The organism is Alistipes provencensis, assembly GCF_900083545.1.
Taxonomy (GTDB): Bacteria; Bacteroidota; Bacteroidia; order Bacteroidales; family Rikenellaceae; genus Alistipes; species Alistipes provencensis.
This window is the reverse complement of the sequence record NZ_LT559262.1, coordinates 950807-970240: the sequence shown is the minus strand read 5'-3', so window position 1 is coordinate 970240 and position 19434 is coordinate 950807. Positions and strand designations below refer to the sequence as shown.

The window sequence follows — 19434 nt, the reverse complement described above, 5'->3', positions numbered from 1 at the left end:
GAGGAACGGTTCGCCCCTCCCCGGGTTGTTCCTATTTAAGCAGCCACATCAGGCCGTTGATCTCGTCGGCTTCGTTACCGAACTGGCGGTTCAGCGCCTCGAGCAGGTTGTTCTTGTTGGTGGTCTCCTCGTTTGAGGGATACATCCAGCGTACCGGCAGTTTGTCGGGTGCATTGACGTTGAGGCTCGTCGAGGGGTCAATCGGCAACTGGGGCCATCCCGTGCGGCGGTACTCGAAGTAGGCGTTGTCGCAGTCCTGCAGGAAGGTCATCAGGTACTTCTGATCCCAGATCTGGTGCAGCCGGTCGGTGGAGGAGCTCTTGTAGGCCGCTTCGCCCGTGAAATAGCCGTCGATGTAGGCCTGCGTCACGGCCTTGCCGACGGTCGAGGCATCCAGCCCCATCACGAATGCGAGGGCCGCCTTGACACCGTTTTCATAGTAGGTCTGTGACGTACCGTTCACCCAGCCGCGCTCGATCGCCTCGGCGATCAGCAGGCACTGCTCGGCATATCCGATCAGCACCAGCGGTTCGCTGGCCTTCTGCGACACATAGCGCTTGTTGAGCAGCGAATAGTCGCGGCTGTTGTAGGCGGTGTTGATCCCCGTGAAGTCGAGCGTCACGTCCACACCCCGGTAAGCTTCCATCTGGTCGGCCGTGTAGCCGTCGGTGGCGGCATTCTCGTAGGGCGCCGCATAGTAGAACAGACGGTAGTCGTTCAGCGCCTTGAGCTTGTCGACCACGAACGAACTCATCATCGTGTTGACCACGAATTTGTCGTTGGTCGAATAGAGCGGGTGGTAGCTGTTGGGTTTGTCGACGTAGGCCAGCGCCAAGTTGTCGGCGTTGCTCTCCATCAGGCGCCCGTCGCGCACGATGTCGGCGAAAGCCGCTTTGATGTTCAGCGTCGTGTTGTCCGTATGCTCCGAGAGCGACATGAGCACCTTCAGCCGCAGGGCGTTGGTCGCCTTGAGCCATTTCGAGGGGTCGCCGCCGAAGAAGATGTCGCCCGCGAAATTGGCCGAACTCTGCGAGAAATTGTCGGCCGCCGTCTGCAGGTAGGCGAGCACCGTGGCGAATACCTGCTCCTGCGGGTCGTATTTGACCTTCATGATGCCCTCCGTCATGCCTTTTCCGGCCTGCGAGCAGGGGATGTCGCCCATCTCCATCGTCAGGCGGTAGAGGATATAGGCTTTGACGAAATGCTCCACGCCGCGGTACGGCGAGACTTCGTAGGTTCCGCTCTTGGATGCGAACGACACCATGTCGTCGAGGTTCGGAAAGACGGCGTAGAGCGAGAAGCTGCCCCGGCCGATGTTGTTGTACTGTTCGGCCATCTGGCCCTCCTGAGCGTAGGCGATGTATTTGGGCAGGGCCGCCGTGGCGATGTAGGCCTTGGCGTCGCCGCTGAACTTGGCCATGGTCGTGAGCGCCGAGGTGCAGAGCAGCGCGGGGTTCACCTTGGTCGTCTTGTCGGGATCGGTGTTCATCTCCTCGAAGTTGCTGCAACCGCCGGCCGCCAGCAGGACCGCGATGCCGGGAACGATGTATTTGAATATGCTTTTCATAGCTTTAGCATGGATTTAGAACGAAAGTTTGACATTGAAACCGAGGTAGCGCGACGAGGGGTCGGAGAGGTTCTCCGTGCCGCCGTCGGGGTCGGAATATTTGAAGTCGCGGGCCGACATGAATACGTTCTGGCCGACGAACGAGACCGAGATGCCTCGGCTGCGGATCATGCGGCAGTATTTGGCCGGCACCTCGTAGGTGAGCGATATCTCGCGCAGCTTGAGGAACGTCGTGCGGAACATGTCGAGCGGCGAGGCGACGCCTCCCCAGACGTTGTTCTTGTGCACGCGGCCCACATAGTCCTTGTAGGTGGTCTTGACGTCGTTCGGAACGAATACGCGCGTGTCGGTGAGTTTGTTGCCCTGAGCGTCCCACGTCGCCGAACCGCTCGCCACGCGCAGGCCCTCGCTCAGGTGGTTCTTCGTGCCGGGGTTCGTCACGTCGAGGTAACGCGCCTCGGTGGTCGAGTTGGGATGGCTTCCGGCGATCCAGAGGTAGGTTTCGGTGTAGCTCTGCGTCATGCCGCCCACACGTCCGTCGAACGAGAGCGACAGCGAGAGGTTCTTCCACCGCAGGGTCGTCGTCGCGCCCCAGATCCAGTCGGGATCGGAGTAGCCGTAGACCGACTGATAGGTGTTGAAGAGCGGCAGGCCGTTGGCGTCGTGGATCAGCTCCCCGGTCTCTTCATGTTGCTGGAAGGTGTTGAGTACGATGTGGTCGGCACGCTTGCCCACGGCTACCCACGGACGGTCGGTCGAGTATTCGGGGTCGATCCGGGTGTAGTGGCGGCGGTAGCGCGACCAGTTGAACGCCACGTCCCAGCGCCAGTCGCGGGTCTTGACGGGCGTGCCGCCCAGCGTGATCTCCCAGCCTTTGTTGGTGATCTCCTCCTTGGTGTTCACCAGATTGTTGTAGTAACCCGAAGCGTTCGATACGGCCACGCTCTTCTGGGTGTCGAAGTTGCGCCGCTGGTAGTAGGCGACGTCGAACGAGAGGCGGTTGCCGAAGAACGAGGCCATCGTGCCGACCTCGAAGGTCTCGAAGGCCGAGGGGAGGATGGCGATGTTGTAGCCTGTGGTGTTCTGCGCGGCGCCCGTCATGCCGTTCCATGTGTCGGCGGTCACTTTGTAGCTGGTGTTGGTGGCGTAGATGTCGGCGGGTTTCTTGGAGATGGTCCACGAACCGCGGAGCTTCCAGATCGAGAGCCAGTCGGTCTTGGGCAGCAGCTCCGAAGCGATGAAACTGCCCGATACCGAGGGATAGATGTAGGATTTGTAGGGCGTCGACGCCTGCGTCGAGCTCCAGTCGTTGCGGAGCGTGGCCTCGACGTAGATCATGTCGCGCCACGAGAGCGCCAGACGGCCGTAGAGGCTGTTGACCTGCTGTTTTTTCAGCGACGAGGTCGCCTTGGCGCCGTCGATGGCATTGTTGAGCGAGAAAAAGTCGGGCTGGCTCAGTCCGCCGGCCGTGTAGGCCATCAGCGTCTCGGCCTCGCGGTAGAAGATGCTGCCGCCGAAGAGCCCGTCCACGCGGAAGTCCCCGAAGGTGTAGTCGCCCGAGAGAATGAAGTCGTTGTTCGTGCTGTAACCCGTGTCGCGCTGCGTGCGGAAATAGCCCAGTTTGGCACCCACGACCGAACCGTAGGTGTTGCCCGAGTTGGTGAGGCTGCCCTTGGCGATGCGCATCTCGGTCTTGTCGACATAGAAGTCGAGTCCCGAGCGGACGCTCAGTTTCAGCCACGGCATGATGTCGTAGCTCATGCTGATGTTGCCGTTCATCACGTCGCGGGTCTGTTCGCGGATGCGCTCCTCCTGAATGAAATAGGGGTTGTCGAGCGATCCGGCCTGCTGGATGGTGCCGTCGTCCAGCACGCGGGTGTAGGGGTTGTTGGTCGCCTCGCCCGGCGTGATCCAGTAGTCGCGGTAGTCGCGGATGTCCCAGTCGGCGCCGCTCCAGATCAGCAGCGAGTACATCGGGTCGTAGTTTGTGTAGCCGTTCTGCCCGGCGTTGGGCGTGTGGTGCTTGTTGTAGGAGACGTTGCCCGAGAGCGAGAAGTTCCTGTACTTCATGTCGCCGCCGATCGAGAATGTGTACTTGTCGAATTTCTGGTTGGGGTAGACGCCTTTGGTGTCCATCCACGACGCTGAGGCGCGGAAGCTCCCCAGTTCGCCCTGCTGCGTGGCGCTGATGCTGTTGTTGAGGACATAGCCCGATTCGAGGAAGTTGCGGAAATTGTCCTTGCCCACCGCCGAGTAGGGCCGCAGCTCCATCTGCTTGGTGCGGGGGTTCCACTGCTCGATCTCCACCGAGCCGTCCATCAGTTGACCCCATTGGCGGTCGCCGTTCCATGCGTAGACGCCCGTGGTGCCGCGGCCGTACATGTTCTGCTTCTCGGGAATGGCCAGAAATCCGGCGTGGAACATCGTCGAGGAGTTGATGTCCACCGAAAACCCTTTCTTGTCCAGCCCGCGCTTGGTGGTGACCATCACGGCTCCCGAGCCGCCGCGGGCGCCGTAGAGCGCCGATGCCGTGGCGCCTTTCAGCACCGAGATCGACTCGATGTCGTCGGCCGGGATGTCCCGCATCGTCATGTTATAATAGGGTACGCCGTCGATCACCAGCAGCGGTGTCTCGCCGCGCAGCGTCAGCGTCGGGGCTTCGGCGAAGTCCGAGGGGTTCTTGACCATCAGGCCCGACACCTTGCCCGACAGCGAAGTCGCCACATCGACGCCCTTCACCGTCTGCAGTTCGTCGGCCTTCACCTTCTGCACGGCGTAGCCGAGGGCCTTTTCGTCGCGCTTGATGCCGAGGGCTGTCACCACGACGGCGTTCATGGCGATCGCGTCGTCCTCCAGCGTCACCTCGATCTGCGTGCGGCCGCCCACGGCTACCTGCTGGGGCGTCATGCCGATGAACGAGAATTTGAGCGTCGCGTCGGCCGGGACGTTGAGCGTGAATGTACCCGAGGTGTTGGTCGTCGTGCCGATGGTCGTGCCTTCGACGATGACCGATACGCCGGCCATGGGTTGACCGGCTTTGTCCTTTACGGTTCCGCTGACCGGCTGCTGTGCATAGGCGCCGGCCGCGCTCATCACGAAAATCAATGCCGCCAGAAGACGGACGGCAAGACGGCCCGCTTTCGTCGGCTTGCTCTTGGGGTTGAGACCTTTCATAAGCAATGTTTTAGTAGTTTTGGTTAAGGTGTGCCCGGTTCGATGCCCGGGGCTTCGATCAAAAATAGAATAGAAATCCGGGCCGGGCAAAAAAGTCGGCTTTACAAACCATTTACACCTTAACAACCAAAAAATCGGGACCTTTACAAAAGGCTAAATAAAATATTATAAAAAATTGATACTAAACGGTTAACACAGATTTTACCCTTTACAGCAGGGCGGTAAAATAGTTGAACGGAGGACTCTTTGCCCGCAGGGGTTCAGATTGCGGAGATGTAGTGCTGGAGGTTGACCTCCGAAGCCAGTTCCATCTTCTTGCGCAGCCGGTGGCGGGCGATCTCCACACTGCTGGGCGAGATGTTCATATAGGCGGCGATCTCCTTGGTGTTGAGATTGAGCTTGATGTAGGCGCAGATGCGCATTTCGTTCGGCGTGAGCCCCGGATGCCGCTGCAGGAGGCGGGTGTAGAATCCGTCGTGAATGGTGTTGAAATATTTTTCGAACAGCTCGTGGTTCTCCTTGTCGTTCATGTAGGAGTCGATCTTGCGCAGTACGCGCCGGCGCCGATCCTCCTCGGGGAATTGCTCCACCTCGCGGCGCAGTTCGCCCAGCATCGTGTTGCGCTGAATGCCCATCATGGTCAGGTTGATGAGCTTGCGCTCGCGTTCGCGCAGTTCGACCCGCAGCAGCTCGATGTCGTGCTCCTTCTTCTCGCGTTCGAGCAGCCGCTCCTGCTCGCGCAGCAGCGCCCGGCGCTGCCGCTCCACGACCCGTTTGAACAGGAACCGGACGGCCAGCCCCAGCAGCACGGCCGCCAGAAGCAGGCAGGCGATGAACCGTCCCTGCAGATACCACGGATAAGCTATGTCGAAGAGCAGTTCCAGCGGCTCCTGCGGCGGGTTCACGGGGTCGAGGTTGCGGATCAGAACGGTGTGCCGTCCGCTCTGCAGGCCGTTGATCCGCAGTGCGGGTACGCCCGGGGCGGTCGTCCACTCCCCGCCGTCGACCGAATAGCGGATCTGCCCGTGGGTATAGAGGTTCGACAGCCGGACCTCGACCGAGGTGTAGTTCTGCGGCACGGCATACGGCTCCTCCCGGGGCGTCACGGGCAGGAATACGGAGCTGTCGCGCAGGTGCAGCAGCAGCCGTTCGAGCCGCAGTGTGCGGGGATTTTCGTATTCGGCCTCCTGTACGCGCATGTCGTGGAAGAAGATGCCGTTTTGCAGTCCCACGGCGATGGTGTGTGTGCCCAGCGGAATGATCCGGCGTGCATGCGAGGGGATCATGTTCAGTCCTTCGGGCATGTTCAGCCGTCCGTAATCGAAGAATCGGTTTCCCCGGCGGCCGATGGCGCCCACTCCGTCGGGATAGATGGCGAAAACGCAGTCGCCCGACTGGGTCAGCGCCGTGGGAGCGTCGCGCACGACGGCGAGCATCCCGGTGTAATAGTCGTTGCGTACCAGCGAATCGCGGTGTATGTCGTAGCCGAGTACCTCGCGGCCGCGGAAAAAGTAGATGTCATTGTCCAGCCGTGCCCGGTAGAGCGGTTCCGGGGATTCTCCCCGGGAGTAGGTGCGGATCTCCGTCACCTGCTCGTCGGCACCGATCCGGATGCGCACGGCGTCGCCTCCGCGGTTCTGAACCCAGATATTCCCGAAGCGGTCGATCCCCATGTCGGAGTGCACGCCGCTGTAACCTTCGATCTTCTTTCGGGGGATGAGCTTCCCGTCGCGAACCTCGTAGAGCGTGAACCCGCCTTCGAAATCAGCTCCGAGCCAGCGTTTTCCGTCGGTCCACGGCAGCAACTGCCAGATGTTGCAGCCTTCGCTGCGGACGAGCGCACCCTCCCGGAGCGTAAAGGTCCCGGCGTCGTGGCTGACGACCAGCGTGCCGCCGGCGTCGATCAGGCGCCATACCTGCCCTTGAGTCCCTTCCACCAGCCGGAATTCGCCGTTCCCGTCGTATCGGAACAACCCCTTGTTGGTCCCGGCATAGAGTGCCCCGCCGTATTCGGCGACATCGTAGACGCTGCCGATCTCCTGCGAACGGCTCGTTACGACCACCCCGGGTCCCGAGTCCTCGATGCGGGCTATTCCGCCGTCGAGCCCGAGCCAAACGTCGCCTGCGGCGGTCTCTTCGACGGAGAGAACGGTCGTATGCTGCAATCCCTCCTGCGACCCAAAATGGCCGCGAATCCGCCACTCCCCGTCGACGACGTAGAGACCGTCCATCACGCTGCCCAGCAGGTAGCGTCCGTCGGAGGTGCGGTTTGCGGCGAAAAGCCGCACCTGAGCCAGCCGGGCGTTGAGCTGCGGGTCGGCCGGAACCGACCTATCGCCGTCCCAACTGAAAATCCCGCTCCCTTCCGTGACGAGGATGTGCCGTCCGTTTTCGGGATAGACGGCGATGACGCGGTCGGACAGCGCGATGCCCGTCCGGGCGATGCCGTCCGGGCCGAGCGCATACAATTCGGTCCCGTCCTGAAACCAGACGGCATCTCCGACGGCATGGATATAGCCGACGGCGCCCTCCTGCACGACGGGCTTCATCCGCCCCGATTGCAGGTTGCAGCGGTAAATCCGTTCGTGGGTCTGGAAATAGCCCGTGCCGTCCTGCAGGATGATGCGCCAGAAGATTTCGGGAACCTCGTCCCGGGGGTTCTGGTACAAACAGGTATAGGTATACCCGCCCCGGGCGTCCTTGGTGAAATAGCCGACCTCGTTGTCCGCCCCGGCATAGATGCGCCGTGCGGCGGGGTCGTAGGCGAGGCATCGGAGGATGGGGCTTCCGGGCGTCTCGCAGAGGCTCCAGCGGATGCCGTCCCAGACGCTCAGTCCCGCACCCGTCGCGGCGAAGAGGCGGCCGTCGGCATCGGTCGTGAGGTCCCAGACCTGCACGTCGCCCAGATAGTCGCGGGCTTCGACGTTCCGGACGAGGGTCCGGTGCATCGGTATGCGGAGCTGTCCGCTGTCCGGAACCGTGATCTCCGCTGCGGTGAGGACCGGTAGGAAAATCAGTCCGAGAATCGGCAAAAATATGCGGTGCAGGTGAAAGTGCATGTTTTTAAAAACAAGAGGGTCTTTCGGACAAATGTATAAAAAATCCCGACGCGCCGGAATTTTATTTGCAATTCTGGGTTTCGGAGAGCGACTATTCCGCGGCGCATGACCCCGAAATCCGGACTTTGGCGGGTTGATTCGCCGGTTTTGTCGAAAAAAGAGCAATATTCCATTCGGTCGGCTCGAATACGGGAGAATGGACAATCAGGGCTCAAAAAGGGTCGGAAAAGGCATTAAATATTCTATTATCAACGTGTCGTATGGAATATACGGTTGCGCGGAATGTTCCGTGAGGGGCTTAAAAAGTCCGCCGGCGGAAGACTAAATCGCGCTGTATCACCGCGCTGCATGTTTGGAGATGGAGCTAATTTTGTATCTTTGCATACAGTGACTAATTCTTCGTATTAATTTTTTATTATTATGTATTCCCCAGATTCCGCTTTTACGGGGCGGCATCCGGTTGTCGGGTCATACCCGTCCGGGATGAGTCGTGCCCGTAGCAGCGAGCAATTCGACTTCGTGTCGTGTTTCTCGCAACACATTTTCGATTACGAAAAGGCAGGAAAAAAAGGGTCGGCAGCGAATTACCGGGCATCGTTCCGGTTGTTGCTGAGTTATCTGAACGGGCTGCGTCTGACGCCGAGGCAGTTTACCGTTCGGTGGGTCGAGCGCTACGAGCGCTGGCTCCGGGCCCGCGGTGTGACGACAAACACCGTGATTTTCCACCTGCGCAACCTCCGGGCGGTCTACAACCGGGCCGTCAGGAAACGGCTGATTCCCGCCTCCCACGCCAACCCTTTCGGCCAACTGTCCGTCAGGCAGACCGTGACCCGCAAACGGGCGCTGTCGCGTGCGACGCTCAAACGGATCCTCAGCCTCGACCTCTCGTCGTATCACCCCAGATATGCTCTTGCGCGTGATATATTCCTGTTCAGCTTCTTCACCCGCGGCATGTCGTTCGTGGATATGTGTTACCTGCGGACAGACAACATCCGCAACGGCGTGCTGACTTATGTGCGCCATAAGACGGGCCAGACGCTGCTGATGAGCATCGAGCCGCAGTTGCAGCAGCTCATCGACCGTTACCGCAATGCGTCGCCTTACATCCTTCCGATCCTGGCGAAAGACGACAGCTATCAGAATTACCGCCAGCAGCAGCGCGAGCTGAACAAATTCATTCGAAAGATCGGAGTCCTGTTACATCTCCCGGAACCGCTGACATTCTATGTCGCACGCCATTCATGGGCTACTCTGGCCCGTGACTGCGGCACGCCGCTCACGGTGATCAGCGCCGGGATGGGACATACGTCCGAGAGGACGACGCACATCTACCTCACGCAGCTCGATCACAATATCATCGACCGGGCGAATCGCAAAATCATCGATCTGTAGAAAAGCCGGTTCTGTAAGCCGTTCGGATTTTTCGGATGGAGAGAAAGGAACAAGGACATAAAAAAATTCAAGACCCATTATTACCAATAATGTATCTTGAAGACCTAATGAATTGTATTATAGACATTTTGAACTGTTGGCAAAAGTAGGATTAATTATAAATATAACCAAATATTTTACGGGGAAAAATTGTATCGTATGGGGTAAGACTTTGACTGTTAGCTAATTAAATTTTATTTCCGCCTCGCTTGATCCGAACTGACTGAAAACGTTCGGATTGCATTCGTTTTGCCCTCGCCGGAGTGTCCGAATAGCGTATCTGCTATCTGGTAATCAGACATATACCTGTAAGAAGACCCATTATTGGTAATAATGGGTCTCGGTAGTTATATATAAAATATTGATATTGAAATAGTTACTGTTTTATGCTGTCTGTAAGGATACTCTGGGCGGTGAAAATTCTGCTCGTGCTGCGCAAGGCTTCCGCTGCCGGGGCCCCTCTGATGAAGGGCCGCGAGTTGCAGGCGGCCTGCATCGGTCCGGGAGCGGACAGCTACCTGTACCGCCGGACGCTGCGGAAGCTGGTCGCGAAGACCGATTATGTGACCTGTGTTTTCCAGTCGGGAAAGACCTCTTACAGTTGGAATCCCGATTCCTGTCCGACGCTCTACGATCTGGTCATCCGGATGGAGGGCGACCTGCGCGAAGCCTCCAACATTTTCTGGTCCTACGAGAATATCCTCACCATGCAGCCTTTGCGGAAGGTATGCATGGATTTCGACCGCCTCATGCAGAGTTATCTGTCAGAAATACAAATCGAAGAATTAGAATCACTTGCCTTGTCGCGGCAGAGCCGGTTCAAGCTGTCGCAGCCGGATCTGTCGGGCGGCGGGAGTACCGGGACGGGACCGCTCTGACCTGCCGAAAACGAATGTCAAACAATTAATTCATTACAAAACATTTGAACATGAAACACTTTTGCCTTTTTGCCCTCCTCCTGTTTTTCGGCCTCGCTGCGCAGGCGCAGGAGAAAGAAAACCGCGATGCGCAGGGCCGCATCGTGCGCGGCCCTTACGAAACCAACCGGCTGTTCGACAATATTTTTGTCGGCGTCGCCGGCGGTGTGAACCTCTATTTCGGTGAGAACGATTCGGAGGGTAAATTCGGCAAACGGCTGGCCCCGGCGCTGGACATCCACGCCGGAAAATGGTTCACTCCCTCGATCGGCGCCCGCGTCGGGTATGCCGGACTGCAGGCCAAAGGCTGGACCGCCGCCAATTCGCTCTATGCCAAGGGCGCCGACGGCAACCTGTTCAAGGAGAAATTCGGCGTGATGTACCTCCACGCCGACGCCATGTGGAACCTTTCGAACGCCCTGAGCGGCTACCGCGAGGACCGCACCTGGAATTTCGTGCCCTATGCCGGCGTCGGCTGGGCGCGCTCCTACGGCAATGACACCCACGACAACGAGATCGGCTTCGATGTCGGCCTGCTGAACGTCGTGCGGCTCTGCAAGTCGCTCGACCTGACGATCGAGGCCCGCTGCCTGCTCGTCAACCAGCGTTTCGACGGCGTGAGCGGCGGACGTCTCGGCGAGGGCATGCTCTCCGTCACGGCGGGTCTGGCCTACAAGTTCAACCGCCGCGGTTTCAAACGCGCTTCGGACGTACAGCCGATCGACATCACGCCCTATCTCAACCGGATCAAGGGACTCGAAGATAATAATTCCGAACTCGCTTCGAAAAACTCCGTGCTGAACGACGAGAACGAGAAACTGCGCAACGCGCCCGCCAAGGTCGTTGTCGAGCGGAAGGTCTCCGCATCGCCCGTGGTGCTGTTCTTCAAGATCGGCAAAGCGACGCTCGACAGCAAAGAGCTCACCAACCTCGAGTTCTATGTCAAGAACGCCATCAAGGCCGACAAGGACAAGACTTTCACGCTGATCGGCTCGGCCGACAAGGCTACGGGCAGCCGCGAGCTGAACCAGCGCCTCAGCGAGCAGCGGATGGAGTATGTCTACAACCTGCTGAAGAACAAATACGGCGTCGCTCCGGACCGCCTCGTCAAGAAGGCCGAGGGCGACACCAACAACCGCTTTGCGGAACCCGAGCTGAACCGCGCCGTGATCGTGGAATAATGACTGCCGACAATGTTTCCCGCATGTCCCGAACCGCACTGTCTGCCATGGGCGAAACGCCCCGGTCCGCTTCGGCGCCGTACTACCTGCTGGCCTACTTCGAGGAGGAGCGGCTCTGCGTGTACGCTCCCGATTCGCTCGGGGCGTGGGTCGGCCGGCAGCTTCCCGAAGCGGAAGAGCTGCGGATCGAAGCGGAACTGCACCGCCTGCGCCGCTCCGGAGACCGGGTGGCCGTGCTGGAAGTCTGCCTTTTCGCCGGCGGGGAACGGCAATACATGCGGGTGCTCTGCGTCGCGGCATAGTGACGGAAATGTGCAACTAATTTAAACACCATAAAATGACAATGAAGACACAATTGATTTATGAAGCTCCGGACCTGTACGTCATGTCCGTATGCGTTGAGAAAGGATTCGCCGCAAGCAGCGACATCGAGCCGGGAACCGGCGGCGGAGAGCTGGGCGACAACTCCCGTTCGTTCGACGATTTCGAATAACGGCAGTGCCTGTTGAGAATTAACGACAAAAACGAAAGACGCCTTATGAAAAAATTATTCGCCATTGCCCTTTTTGCCGCAGTCGGCATGAGCGCATGCAGCAAGGACAGCGATGTGACCTCGCTCGAAGATACGAAGAAGTATGTGCAGGTCACCATTCCCGAGGAGATGGTCTCGGCGCAGACCCGTACAGCCATCGACGGCAACACCACCAACTGGGTGGAGGGCGACCGGGTCGCCGTGCTCCTCTACGACGGCTCCGTGACGCGGACCTGTCTCTTCACGGCCGACAAGTCGGGCCCGACCACCACGTTCTCGGGCGACGTGCCCGTCGGCTCCTACACGATGGCTGCGGCCTACTATCCCTACGACTGCAACGCCTCGTTCGATGCCGTGAACAAGACGTTCAAGCACACATGGGGCGACGCCTACTGCACGTCGAACCTCGCCGACTACGATTTCATGTACACGAACATCTGGGAGGATCCCTTCAGCGTCAACGAGACCTCGACCGTGCTGCCCGTCAACTTCACCTTCAGGCCGCTGATGGCCCGTCTGAAGATTACGCTCGGACTGGGTGCCAGCGAAACGCCCAAGAAGATCATGCTGGAGACCGACGCCAACGTCCTGCCGACGGCGGGTACGATCGACGCTCTGGGGAACTTCACGGCCTCGTCCGTCACCAATGCGATCACCATTCCCACCGGACAGAAGGAGTTCGTGATCGGCCTGCTCCCGGTCAGCATCCACTCGACCCTGACCGTCCGTGTCATGACCACCGACGGCCTGACCTATTCGGACAAGTCGCTGACTCTGGCCGGTCTGAAGCGCAACCACCACTACACGATGAGCGTTCCCTGCAACAAGAAGACCGTTACGATCACCGTTCCCGATGCCATCGACAGCAAGTACGGCTCGGATACTTGGAAAGACAACGGATTCTATACCGTGGCTTCGCAGTACGATCCCGACGGACTCTTCGACGGCTGGTATTTCTACCGCGCCGAGATCAAGAGCGACAAGAACGGCGACGACAAGCTCAAGAAGAACCGTATTCAGTTGCAGGTTCCGGCCGGTACCAACAGCAGTAACAACGGCTCCTTCGTGACGGCTCCGATCCAGTGCGACGGACAGAAGACCGTGAAGATATCGTTCGAGGTGGCTACCAACCGCGCGCTGGTGAACATCAAGTACCGGATCGGCGTGACGGGCAACGGTCCGATCACCGAGGCTTGGCTCCGCGACCGGAACAATATCATCAGCGGAAACGACAACGAGTGCCGCTCCGGTACGCAGACCCATACTTTTACGGTTTCGAACGGACAGCGGATCATGATCAAGATCATGAGTACGGCCGGTTCCTACCACGTCGAGTTCGCCGACTTCACCTATACGATCGAGTAATTCCGGCGAAGAAAACCTGCATATATCGGGACGGAGGCAACGCCGTCCCGATATGTCTATAAAAGTAGATACCTGATGAAAGCAGTTTACATACAGCCGCAGTTGGAGGTGTTCGCGGTTGCGGCGGAGGCGGGATTTGCGATCTCCCAGCCGCACGGCGGGGAGCTGGGGCCCGATTCGCTGGACTTTGCGGACGATGAGTACTAACGCCCATTCAGAACAGACGCTATGAGATACAGAACTATTTTCCGGCTGCCGGCGCTTGCGCTCCTGCTGGCCGGGTGCGGAACCGACCTGACGGAGACGGCCTGTGGTCCCGGCGATCCCGGGAGCGGGGGTGACGGCATCGCCTGCCGTTTTTCGATCGACAACGACGATGAGGCGGACGCTCCGCCCGAGACCCGCACGGCCTACGGGCCCCTGCGCGACGGCGGCTATCCGATCTACTGGCGCAATGGCGACCGGGTGGAGATCCTCTGCCCCCAGACGACCCCGCAGCGTGCCGCGGTCACGGTCAGCGTCTCCGGAGCGACGGAGAGCGAGACGGACCTCAGCAATACGGGTATGGCGTGGGGCAGCGACGAACGTTACAATTTCTATGCGTTCTACCCGGCTGCGGCCGTCAGGGCCAACAGCGGGTCGATCGTCCTGACGGCCGTTCCCTCCGTGCAGACCTGCAACAACGGCGAATGCAACATGCAGTTGGCCTACATGGCCGCCTGCAGCGAGGGCGTGGAACGTGGCGCCGAGGTGCCTTTCGCATTCCGGCCCCTGATGACCACGGTCACGATCCAGACGGGCTTTTCCGAGGCCGTCGAGGTGCAGAAGCTCGTGCTGTCGAGCGACGACCCCGTGGCGGGAGCATTTACCTACGACATTGCGACGGGCGTCTGCACGACCGATCCGGGCAAAACCTCCAAGGTGCTGGCCGTGCACCTGACCACCGGAGCGGTCCCGTACATCCGCCTCGATGCGGGTTCGAAAATCCTCGTGACGGCTTTCATGCTGCCGCAGGATATCCGCGGGCTGACTCTTTCGGCCGTTACGACCGAGGGCAAGACCTACGAATATACCTCTACTGCGACCCTGCGGGCAGGCCACCGCTACACCTTCACGGTAGGCGACATGCCGACTCAGGCGCAGCGGATCGGCGGGGACTACTCCGACTGGATGGCCGGCCTACCCGATAACGCCTATCTTTCGCAGCTCTCCATTCCGGGGTCGCACGATGCCTGCACGATCTTCGGATCGCATTACGAAGCTACGAGCGGCAAACCGAGCGAACGCTACCATTTCAAATGGTTGCAGAACGTGGTGTTCGGCTACATGAACATCACCAAGATGATCAAGGCGCAGGAGCTCTCCCTCGAGGAGCAGCTTGCGGCCGGGGTGCGCATGTTCGACGTGCGTCCTTCGGCGTCGGGCTCCTCGGTTCAGGACCTCCCGATCCAACACGGCATCGCCCCGCTGGGCGACCCGTCGCTCGGCGGCTACACACCCGGCGGGACCGACCGGCAGGAACTCTCGCCCTTTATGCTTTCGCAGGTGCTCGACCGCTTCGTGCGGTTCCTCGAGGCGCATCCCGGCGAGACGGTGCTGGTGCACCTGAAATACGAAAATACCAGCGGCACCGGCAAGACGGGGTGGGACAGGAGCGTCGTGAGCCTGATCCGGTCGCACTGCGAGGGGCGCATCGCCGACTTCCATCCCCGCATGACGCTGGCCGACGCCCGGGGCAAGATCCTCTTCATCATCCGCGAGGACTATAAATCGTCCAACGACGGGCAGTATCTGGGCGCTTACCTGAACTGGACGCACGACAAGGTGGTTTTCGACACGACGCTCTCCGGTAACGATGTCGGGCAGGCCCCGATCCGGGTGAACGACCTCTACAACATCAAGAACGGCTCCTCGGACGGTAAGACCAAGTATGCGGCCATCGAGGAGTGTATCGACTACACCTACAACACGACGGATGTCACCCGGTGGTGCATGAATTATGTGAGCTGTTACGATACGGCCCACTGTTCGGTCTCGGGCATCAACATCTTCGGTGCCGTCGGCGACTACGACTACTGCGCCAACCTCTACAACCGCTATACGGCCGACCGGCTCAACCGGCACGATTTCCGCGGGAACGTCGGCATCGTGCTGATGGACTTCGCCGGGGCGTCGCACGCGACGATGACCTACGGGCAGACTTGGTCGAACATGGAGGTTTATGGCGACGATCTGGTCCGGGCCGTCATCGGCAACAACAACAAGTGGTCGATCCGCTGCAACGAGTGACGGCAATATACACAAAAGAAAAAGCCTTGCATATTCGTTATGCAAGGCTTTCTTCGTAGAACGGCGCGATCATTTTTACGCCTCTTCGAGCTGAATCCGAGATTTGAACTCGGGACCCCTTCATTACGAGTGGAATACCCTGTCAACTGATTGAATGTTTATTAATTTGTAAATCAGCTAATTAAAAAATCGAAATTCTCCAAAAACCTCAACAGGTAACCAAATAGGTAACACAAATTACCTTTTCATCTGTGGTTGAAAGTGTGTTTACAATAGGGTAATAGCACACTTAGTTTCTTATATTGATAGAAAACTGAGTGTGTATTGAGAGTGTAGGAAATTAGGGAGTGAACAAACATAGTTTTTCAAAATCGAGAATCCATTTTTGCTGTTCCATGAAAGAGCATCCTAAGAGGCCATGAATCTGTATGCCCGATTCCTCTTCTATTTTTCCAAAGGCTGAAGACAAGTCCATGACTGAGAAATTAGCTTTGTATTCCTGCTCTTCCAAAGAAAAAGCCTGTTCAACAACGTCTGTTGTTCGGAGTTCTCCATCTATTCCAAACTGACGCTGTTTGGCTGTTTCTCCCGAGAGTTGGAAGAACTCAGCTACTCGTCTGTCAAGGACATTGACATTACTCCCCGTATCAAGCAAAAAGCACAGGTTTTTGGCCTGTGCTTGTACTATGAGGAGGGGTAACCCCACTTGGGGCAAGCCTATTATGGATAAGTTTCTCATTGGCGTAATCTATCAGAAAGATTTGTATGGCATCAATCATTTTATACATAAAATTGTTGCGAAATGACAATGGTTTCATGTCTTTCACAATAACGAGTCCATGTGAAAGGATATTCGTTCATAAGCATCAATAAGTCATATTTAAACTTTGTTGAAAATGGGATGCTGTTATTCTTGTCTTTTTTAATTCTAAGTATTTTATCAATATGAAAAGAAAATTTTATCACTTCCTTTTGGGATAAATCCGTGTATAAGCATAGCAAATAATAATTTCTAATATATTTTGCGCCGCAAGATACTAACCACAAGAGAATAATTATAGGTAAAATTATAGGCAAAAAAACATAAATTAAGCCTGTGATAAAAATCGATTCTTTATTCACAGAAGAATCCCTTCGAATACCGGTAGGCAAAATAACATTACCAGTATTGGGAGGCAGAATAGCACTACAGTTAATGTGCTGGCAAACCTTACAGTTGCATTCGTAACACGTCATCATAAAATATATTAAATAGCTTTTATGTTTTCAATATGTATCTAACATCTAAACATCAGTAATACAATAAATATGAATATATAATTTTTCATCAAGACTTTTTACCTTGATTAAGAATCATTCGAATTTCTTTTGCCAAATCCGATGCCTCTCGAATATAATCCCGTTCATAATATTGCATCCACCCAGTATAGATAGTTGAAGCCTGCCCTTTGTATGGTTGTGGAACAGAATTCCGGTCAAAATATTCTGATAAATATTTTAGTCGATCTTTTGTTAAGTCGATTGTATAATAGATTTGATAATAGCGATCAGAGGTTTGTGAACCATGTTTTGTAGAAAAGACTTCCAAATAAATATTAATTGTTTGGTCAGGATTATAGGTTTCTTGATATTTTGAGATATTACCAAATTCAGAAAAATGTTTTTTTACTAATTCTCGAACTTTATGCCGCATTTGTATCAATAGGGATATATGCCTTTTCTCAGAATTTGTTAGTTTTATCCAATCATCGTAATAATATGTTCCATAGAGTCTCCCTTGGTACTCAAAAGCACCATATTCCCCGAGTTCTATTCTTGCAGAATTGAATGCTTCTGTAAAACTCAAATTTTGACTATAAACCGCGTTTCTAAATATACAAATTGCGAATATTATTAAGCCCGTGCATTTTACGACTTGATTAACCATCAGATTTTGCGCAGTTAGATTTTGTATATTATAGAAAAGTAAGTGAGTAATAATTATCTCAGGAGATTTAAATTGAACTCTATTTTTTCATCTCCCAATTTCGCTGTTAATATTGGGTCGGTCTTTTGTGTCCAATCAATAGAGTCATAAATAGGCGGAACTATTACAGCTCCATGCTTATCCATAGCACCATATTTATTATCCAATGTTATAATTATAGCAAACTCTTTATAATAATAGAAATTGCCATATACTCCTATTGGAACAATTATATTGTTGTTAGAGTCGACTAATCCTCGGGAATCTCGCCCACCAAGACCTACGCGTATTTCATATAACCCATCTCCGTACTTATTGATTTCTTGATTATTAAAAGGAATGCGAACTTTCCCAAAAGCATCAATAACTCCCCATTTAGAGTCGCGTTTTACTCGAACAAGAGAATCTTCTGTGAAAAATTCGTCTTTCATTTCTTCAAATTGAGGGTTTATGATAATTTTTTCATTTTTATTAATAAATCCAATTTTTCCATTACCAATAATCGGGATTAAAAATAGATTTATCGAAGCAAGAATTTTGCTATTAATCATTATGCCTACATTGTGCTTTTGAAAATTGTATTTCATAATTTCTTATTTTTTATGCGACATAATATTAACAAAAAAAATCGAATTCAATTTACATATTAAAACCAATCATCCTCTTCATCTATATCATCTATATCCGGTAGTTCTTTATTCCAATATTCTGTTTGTCGAATATGCTTAATATCCTGATAGGCTTCTAATGTTTTTTCATTTATCCATTCAGTATTGTCATTTGCAAATAACAATTCAATTGCTCCGTCCTTCCAACATGCTATTATTTGGTCAATAAGCGCTTTTGAATAAATATCCAAATGCCAACCGCGAGATTGTTCAATTTCTTCTATAAAATCAGATATACTGCCATAATGCTGTTTTTCCCATAATGCCAATAACGGTTTCTTGAAAAAGTCCAATAATAATAATGCAACCAAACTCCCAAGTTTATTTTTAGATTGTATTAGTTCGTCAGCAGTATGAAGCATCCATTCATACTCATAGGACGGCTCTAATCGTAGCATACCTTTGGTATGTATTAAAGATACCATAGGTGTAGTATTAAGTACAGCCCCCAGAATCCCATATTTCTGAATCTTAGGACTCACAAGACCCTGCATTTTCCCATTTTGAGTTTCAAACTCCATATATTTATTAGAGGGTCCTTGGGCTATAATGTGAGAAATCTTACATTGGTCTGGATTATCTTTTATCTTAATATCACTAACTTTCATTTGTGCCTCAAACTCAAAAAATGTTAATGATTTACTACACAAAAAATTCCAGTCATAAGAATTGTTTATTCTGTATTCAGCTCGATGAAATGCTCCTATCAAATTTCGGAGTTCTTCTTTGGTCAGCATATATCATTCGACAAATCTGCCGTCCCCCACAGATGGTTAGTAGTAAAAAGAAAGCGTAGGACTGAAAGCCTATTTTACTAAAGCAGGTTCTGGAATACCTCGATGGATAAAACAAGCAACAGCCCTACGCCTATATACTTGTGATAAGTATACGACGAAAGGATAAGTCCGCTTATTCTCACCATCAATGAATTTTCCAGATTCGCTTTATGGGAATAAACTTACACTTTCCGTGTCAGTTAGTATGTTCCACAAAAGTAGAAAACTAACTCGGATAATGCAATAACTTACCCTAAATTTCAGGGCTGTTGCAGTAACAAATTTCGGTTTAAAGTTTCAGAAAATCAACATTGACTTTCAGAAATGTTTACTCTTGCTTGCGGGGGTCTGCCCTGATGTAAGCCACAAGGCAGATTATAGCCCAGACAACAAGCGTTATATACAAATCTTTCATAAGCGTGAATTTAAAGTTAAATCGGATTTATCCCCTGAGGGGAGGACAAAAATAAAGAGGCATGGATTGCTCCACACCTCCCTTTTCATGCTCA

The 19434-nt window shown here is 54.5% G+C and carries 15 protein-coding genes; 8 read left to right on the top strand and 7 right to left on the bottom strand.

From position 1 onward, the window contains the following. Nucleotides 1–31 precede the first annotated feature (31 nt). From BN5935_RS03900 to BN5935_RS03890, 3 genes are all read right to left on the bottom strand, one after another. Nucleotides 32–1567 (bottom strand): SusD/RagB family nutrient-binding outer membrane lipoprotein, encoded by a 1536-nt coding sequence (locus tag BN5935_RS03900; RefSeq protein WP_064974947.1) that lies wholly within the window; start codon nucleotides 1565–1567, stop codon nucleotides 32–34. A 15-nt stretch (nucleotides 1568–1582) separates the two neighbouring features. Further along, nucleotides 1583–4741: a SusC/RagA family TonB-linked outer membrane protein gene (locus BN5935_RS03895; RefSeq protein ID WP_064974946.1), complete on the bottom strand. Its 3159-nt coding sequence runs from the start codon at nucleotides 4739–4741 to the stop codon at nucleotides 1583–1585. Nucleotides 4742–5001: 260 nt separating this feature from the next. Further along, the gene (locus BN5935_RS03890) at nucleotides 5002–7800 is read right to left on the bottom strand and encodes a helix-turn-helix domain-containing protein (protein WP_064974945.1); all 2799 of its coding nucleotides are present in this window, start codon (nucleotides 7798–7800) and stop codon (nucleotides 5002–5004) included. 483 nt (nucleotides 7801–8283) lie between these two features. Between BN5935_RS03890 and BN5935_RS03885 the strand changes: the two genes are divergently transcribed. The 8 genes from BN5935_RS03885 to BN5935_RS03860 all read left to right on the top strand — a co-directional run bounded on the left by BN5935_RS03885 (nucleotide 8284) and on the right by BN5935_RS03860 (nucleotide 15515). Then, complete coding sequence (locus BN5935_RS03885) at nucleotides 8284–9192, top strand: tyrosine-type recombinase/integrase (RefSeq protein WP_147625768.1); 909 nt, start codon at nucleotides 8284–8286, stop codon at nucleotides 9190–9192. A gap of 452 nt (nucleotides 9193–9644) precedes the next feature. After that, complete coding sequence (locus tag BN5935_RS03880; RefSeq protein ID WP_082944190.1) at nucleotides 9645–10109, top strand: hypothetical protein; 465 nt, start codon at nucleotides 9645–9647, stop codon at nucleotides 10107–10109. 50 nt (nucleotides 10110–10159) lie between these two features. Then, nucleotides 10160–11329, top strand: a complete 1170-nt coding sequence (locus BN5935_RS03875) for an OmpA family protein (RefSeq protein ID WP_064976827.1) — start codon at nucleotides 10160–10162, stop codon at nucleotides 11327–11329. Nucleotides 11330–11352: 23 nt separating this feature from the next. Then, nucleotides 11353–11631: a hypothetical protein gene (locus BN5935_RS03870; RefSeq protein WP_235821001.1), complete on the top strand. Its 279-nt coding sequence runs from the start codon at nucleotides 11353–11355 to the stop codon at nucleotides 11629–11631. 41 nt (nucleotides 11632–11672) lie between these two features. Further along, complete coding sequence (locus BN5935_RS15285) at nucleotides 11673–11822, top strand: hypothetical protein (RefSeq protein ID WP_162272046.1); 150 nt, start codon at nucleotides 11673–11675, stop codon at nucleotides 11820–11822. 45 nt (nucleotides 11823–11867) lie between these two features. Beyond that, nucleotides 11868–13226, top strand: coding sequence for a fimbrillin family protein (locus tag BN5935_RS03865; RefSeq protein WP_064974942.1), 1359 nt, complete (start codon nucleotides 11868–11870; stop codon nucleotides 13224–13226). A gap of 75 nt (nucleotides 13227–13301) precedes the next feature. Beyond that, on the top strand, nucleotides 13302–13433 hold the full coding sequence (locus BN5935_RS15640; RefSeq protein WP_262481022.1) for a hypothetical protein: 132 nt from the start codon (nucleotides 13302–13304) through the stop codon (nucleotides 13431–13433). A 21-nt stretch (nucleotides 13434–13454) separates the two neighbouring features. After that, complete coding sequence (locus BN5935_RS03860; protein WP_064974941.1) at nucleotides 13455–15515, top strand: fimbrillin family protein; 2061 nt, start codon at nucleotides 13455–13457, stop codon at nucleotides 15513–15515. Between the two features lie 340 nt (nucleotides 15516–15855). On the opposite strand, the gene BN5935_RS03855 is transcribed toward BN5935_RS03860, so the two are convergent. From BN5935_RS03855 to BN5935_RS03845, 4 genes are all read right to left on the bottom strand, one after another. Continuing rightward, a complete protein-coding gene (locus BN5935_RS03855) occupies nucleotides 15856–16254 on the bottom strand; it encodes a retropepsin-like aspartic protease (RefSeq protein WP_064974940.1) in 399 nt (132 codons plus the stop codon). 588 nt (nucleotides 16255–16842) lie between these two features. Continuing rightward, nucleotides 16843–17361: a hypothetical protein gene (locus BN5935_RS15090; RefSeq protein ID WP_147625767.1), complete on the bottom strand. Its 519-nt coding sequence runs from the start codon at nucleotides 17359–17361 to the stop codon at nucleotides 16843–16845. A gap of 134 nt (nucleotides 17362–17495) precedes the next feature. After that, nucleotides 17496–18068: a WG repeat-containing protein gene (locus BN5935_RS03850; RefSeq protein ID WP_064974939.1), complete on the bottom strand. Its 573-nt coding sequence runs from the start codon at nucleotides 18066–18068 to the stop codon at nucleotides 17496–17498. A gap of 59 nt (nucleotides 18069–18127) precedes the next feature. After that, nucleotides 18128–18886, bottom strand: a complete 759-nt coding sequence (locus tag BN5935_RS03845) for a hypothetical protein (RefSeq protein WP_147625766.1) — start codon at nucleotides 18884–18886, stop codon at nucleotides 18128–18130. Nucleotides 18887–19434 lie beyond the last annotated feature (548 nt).

Coding starts and splice junctions, on each gene's coding strand:
- BN5935_RS03900 (WP_064974947.1), bottom strand. CDS start 1,567: ATGAAAAGCATATTCAAATACATCGTTCCCGGCATCGCGGTCCTGCTG.
- BN5935_RS03895 (WP_064974946.1), bottom strand. CDS start 4,741: ATGAAAGGTCTCAACCCCAAGAGCAAGCCGACGAAAGCGGGCCGTCTT.
- BN5935_RS03890 (WP_064974945.1), bottom strand. CDS start 7,800: ATGCACTTTCACCTGCACCGCATATTTTTGCCGATTCTCGGACTGATT.
- BN5935_RS03885 (WP_147625768.1), top strand. CDS start 8,284: ATGAGTCGTGCCCGTAGCAGCGAGCAATTCGACTTCGTGTCGTGTTTC.
- BN5935_RS03875 (WP_064976827.1), top strand. CDS start 10,160: ATGAAACACTTTTGCCTTTTTGCCCTCCTCCTGTTTTTCGGCCTCGCT.
- BN5935_RS03870 (WP_235821001.1), top strand. CDS start 11,353: ATGTCCCGAACCGCACTGTCTGCCATGGGCGAAACGCCCCGGTCCGCT.
- BN5935_RS15285 (WP_162272046.1), top strand. CDS start 11,673: ATGAAGACACAATTGATTTATGAAGCTCCGGACCTGTACGTCATGTCC.
- BN5935_RS03865 (WP_064974942.1), top strand. CDS start 11,868: ATGAAAAAATTATTCGCCATTGCCCTTTTTGCCGCAGTCGGCATGAGC.
- BN5935_RS15640 (WP_262481022.1), top strand. CDS start 13,302: ATGAAAGCAGTTTACATACAGCCGCAGTTGGAGGTGTTCGCGGTTGCG.
- BN5935_RS03860 (WP_064974941.1), top strand. CDS start 13,455: ATGAGATACAGAACTATTTTCCGGCTGCCGGCGCTTGCGCTCCTGCTG.
- BN5935_RS03855 (WP_064974940.1), bottom strand. CDS start 16,254: ATGAGAAACTTATCCATAATAGGCTTGCCCCAAGTGGGGTTACCCCTC.
- BN5935_RS03850 (WP_064974939.1), bottom strand. CDS start 18,068: ATGAAATACAATTTTCAAAAGCACAATGTAGGCATAATGATTAATAGC.
- BN5935_RS03845 (WP_147625766.1), bottom strand. CDS start 18,886: ATGCTGACCAAAGAAGAACTCCGAAATTTGATAGGAGCATTTCATCGA.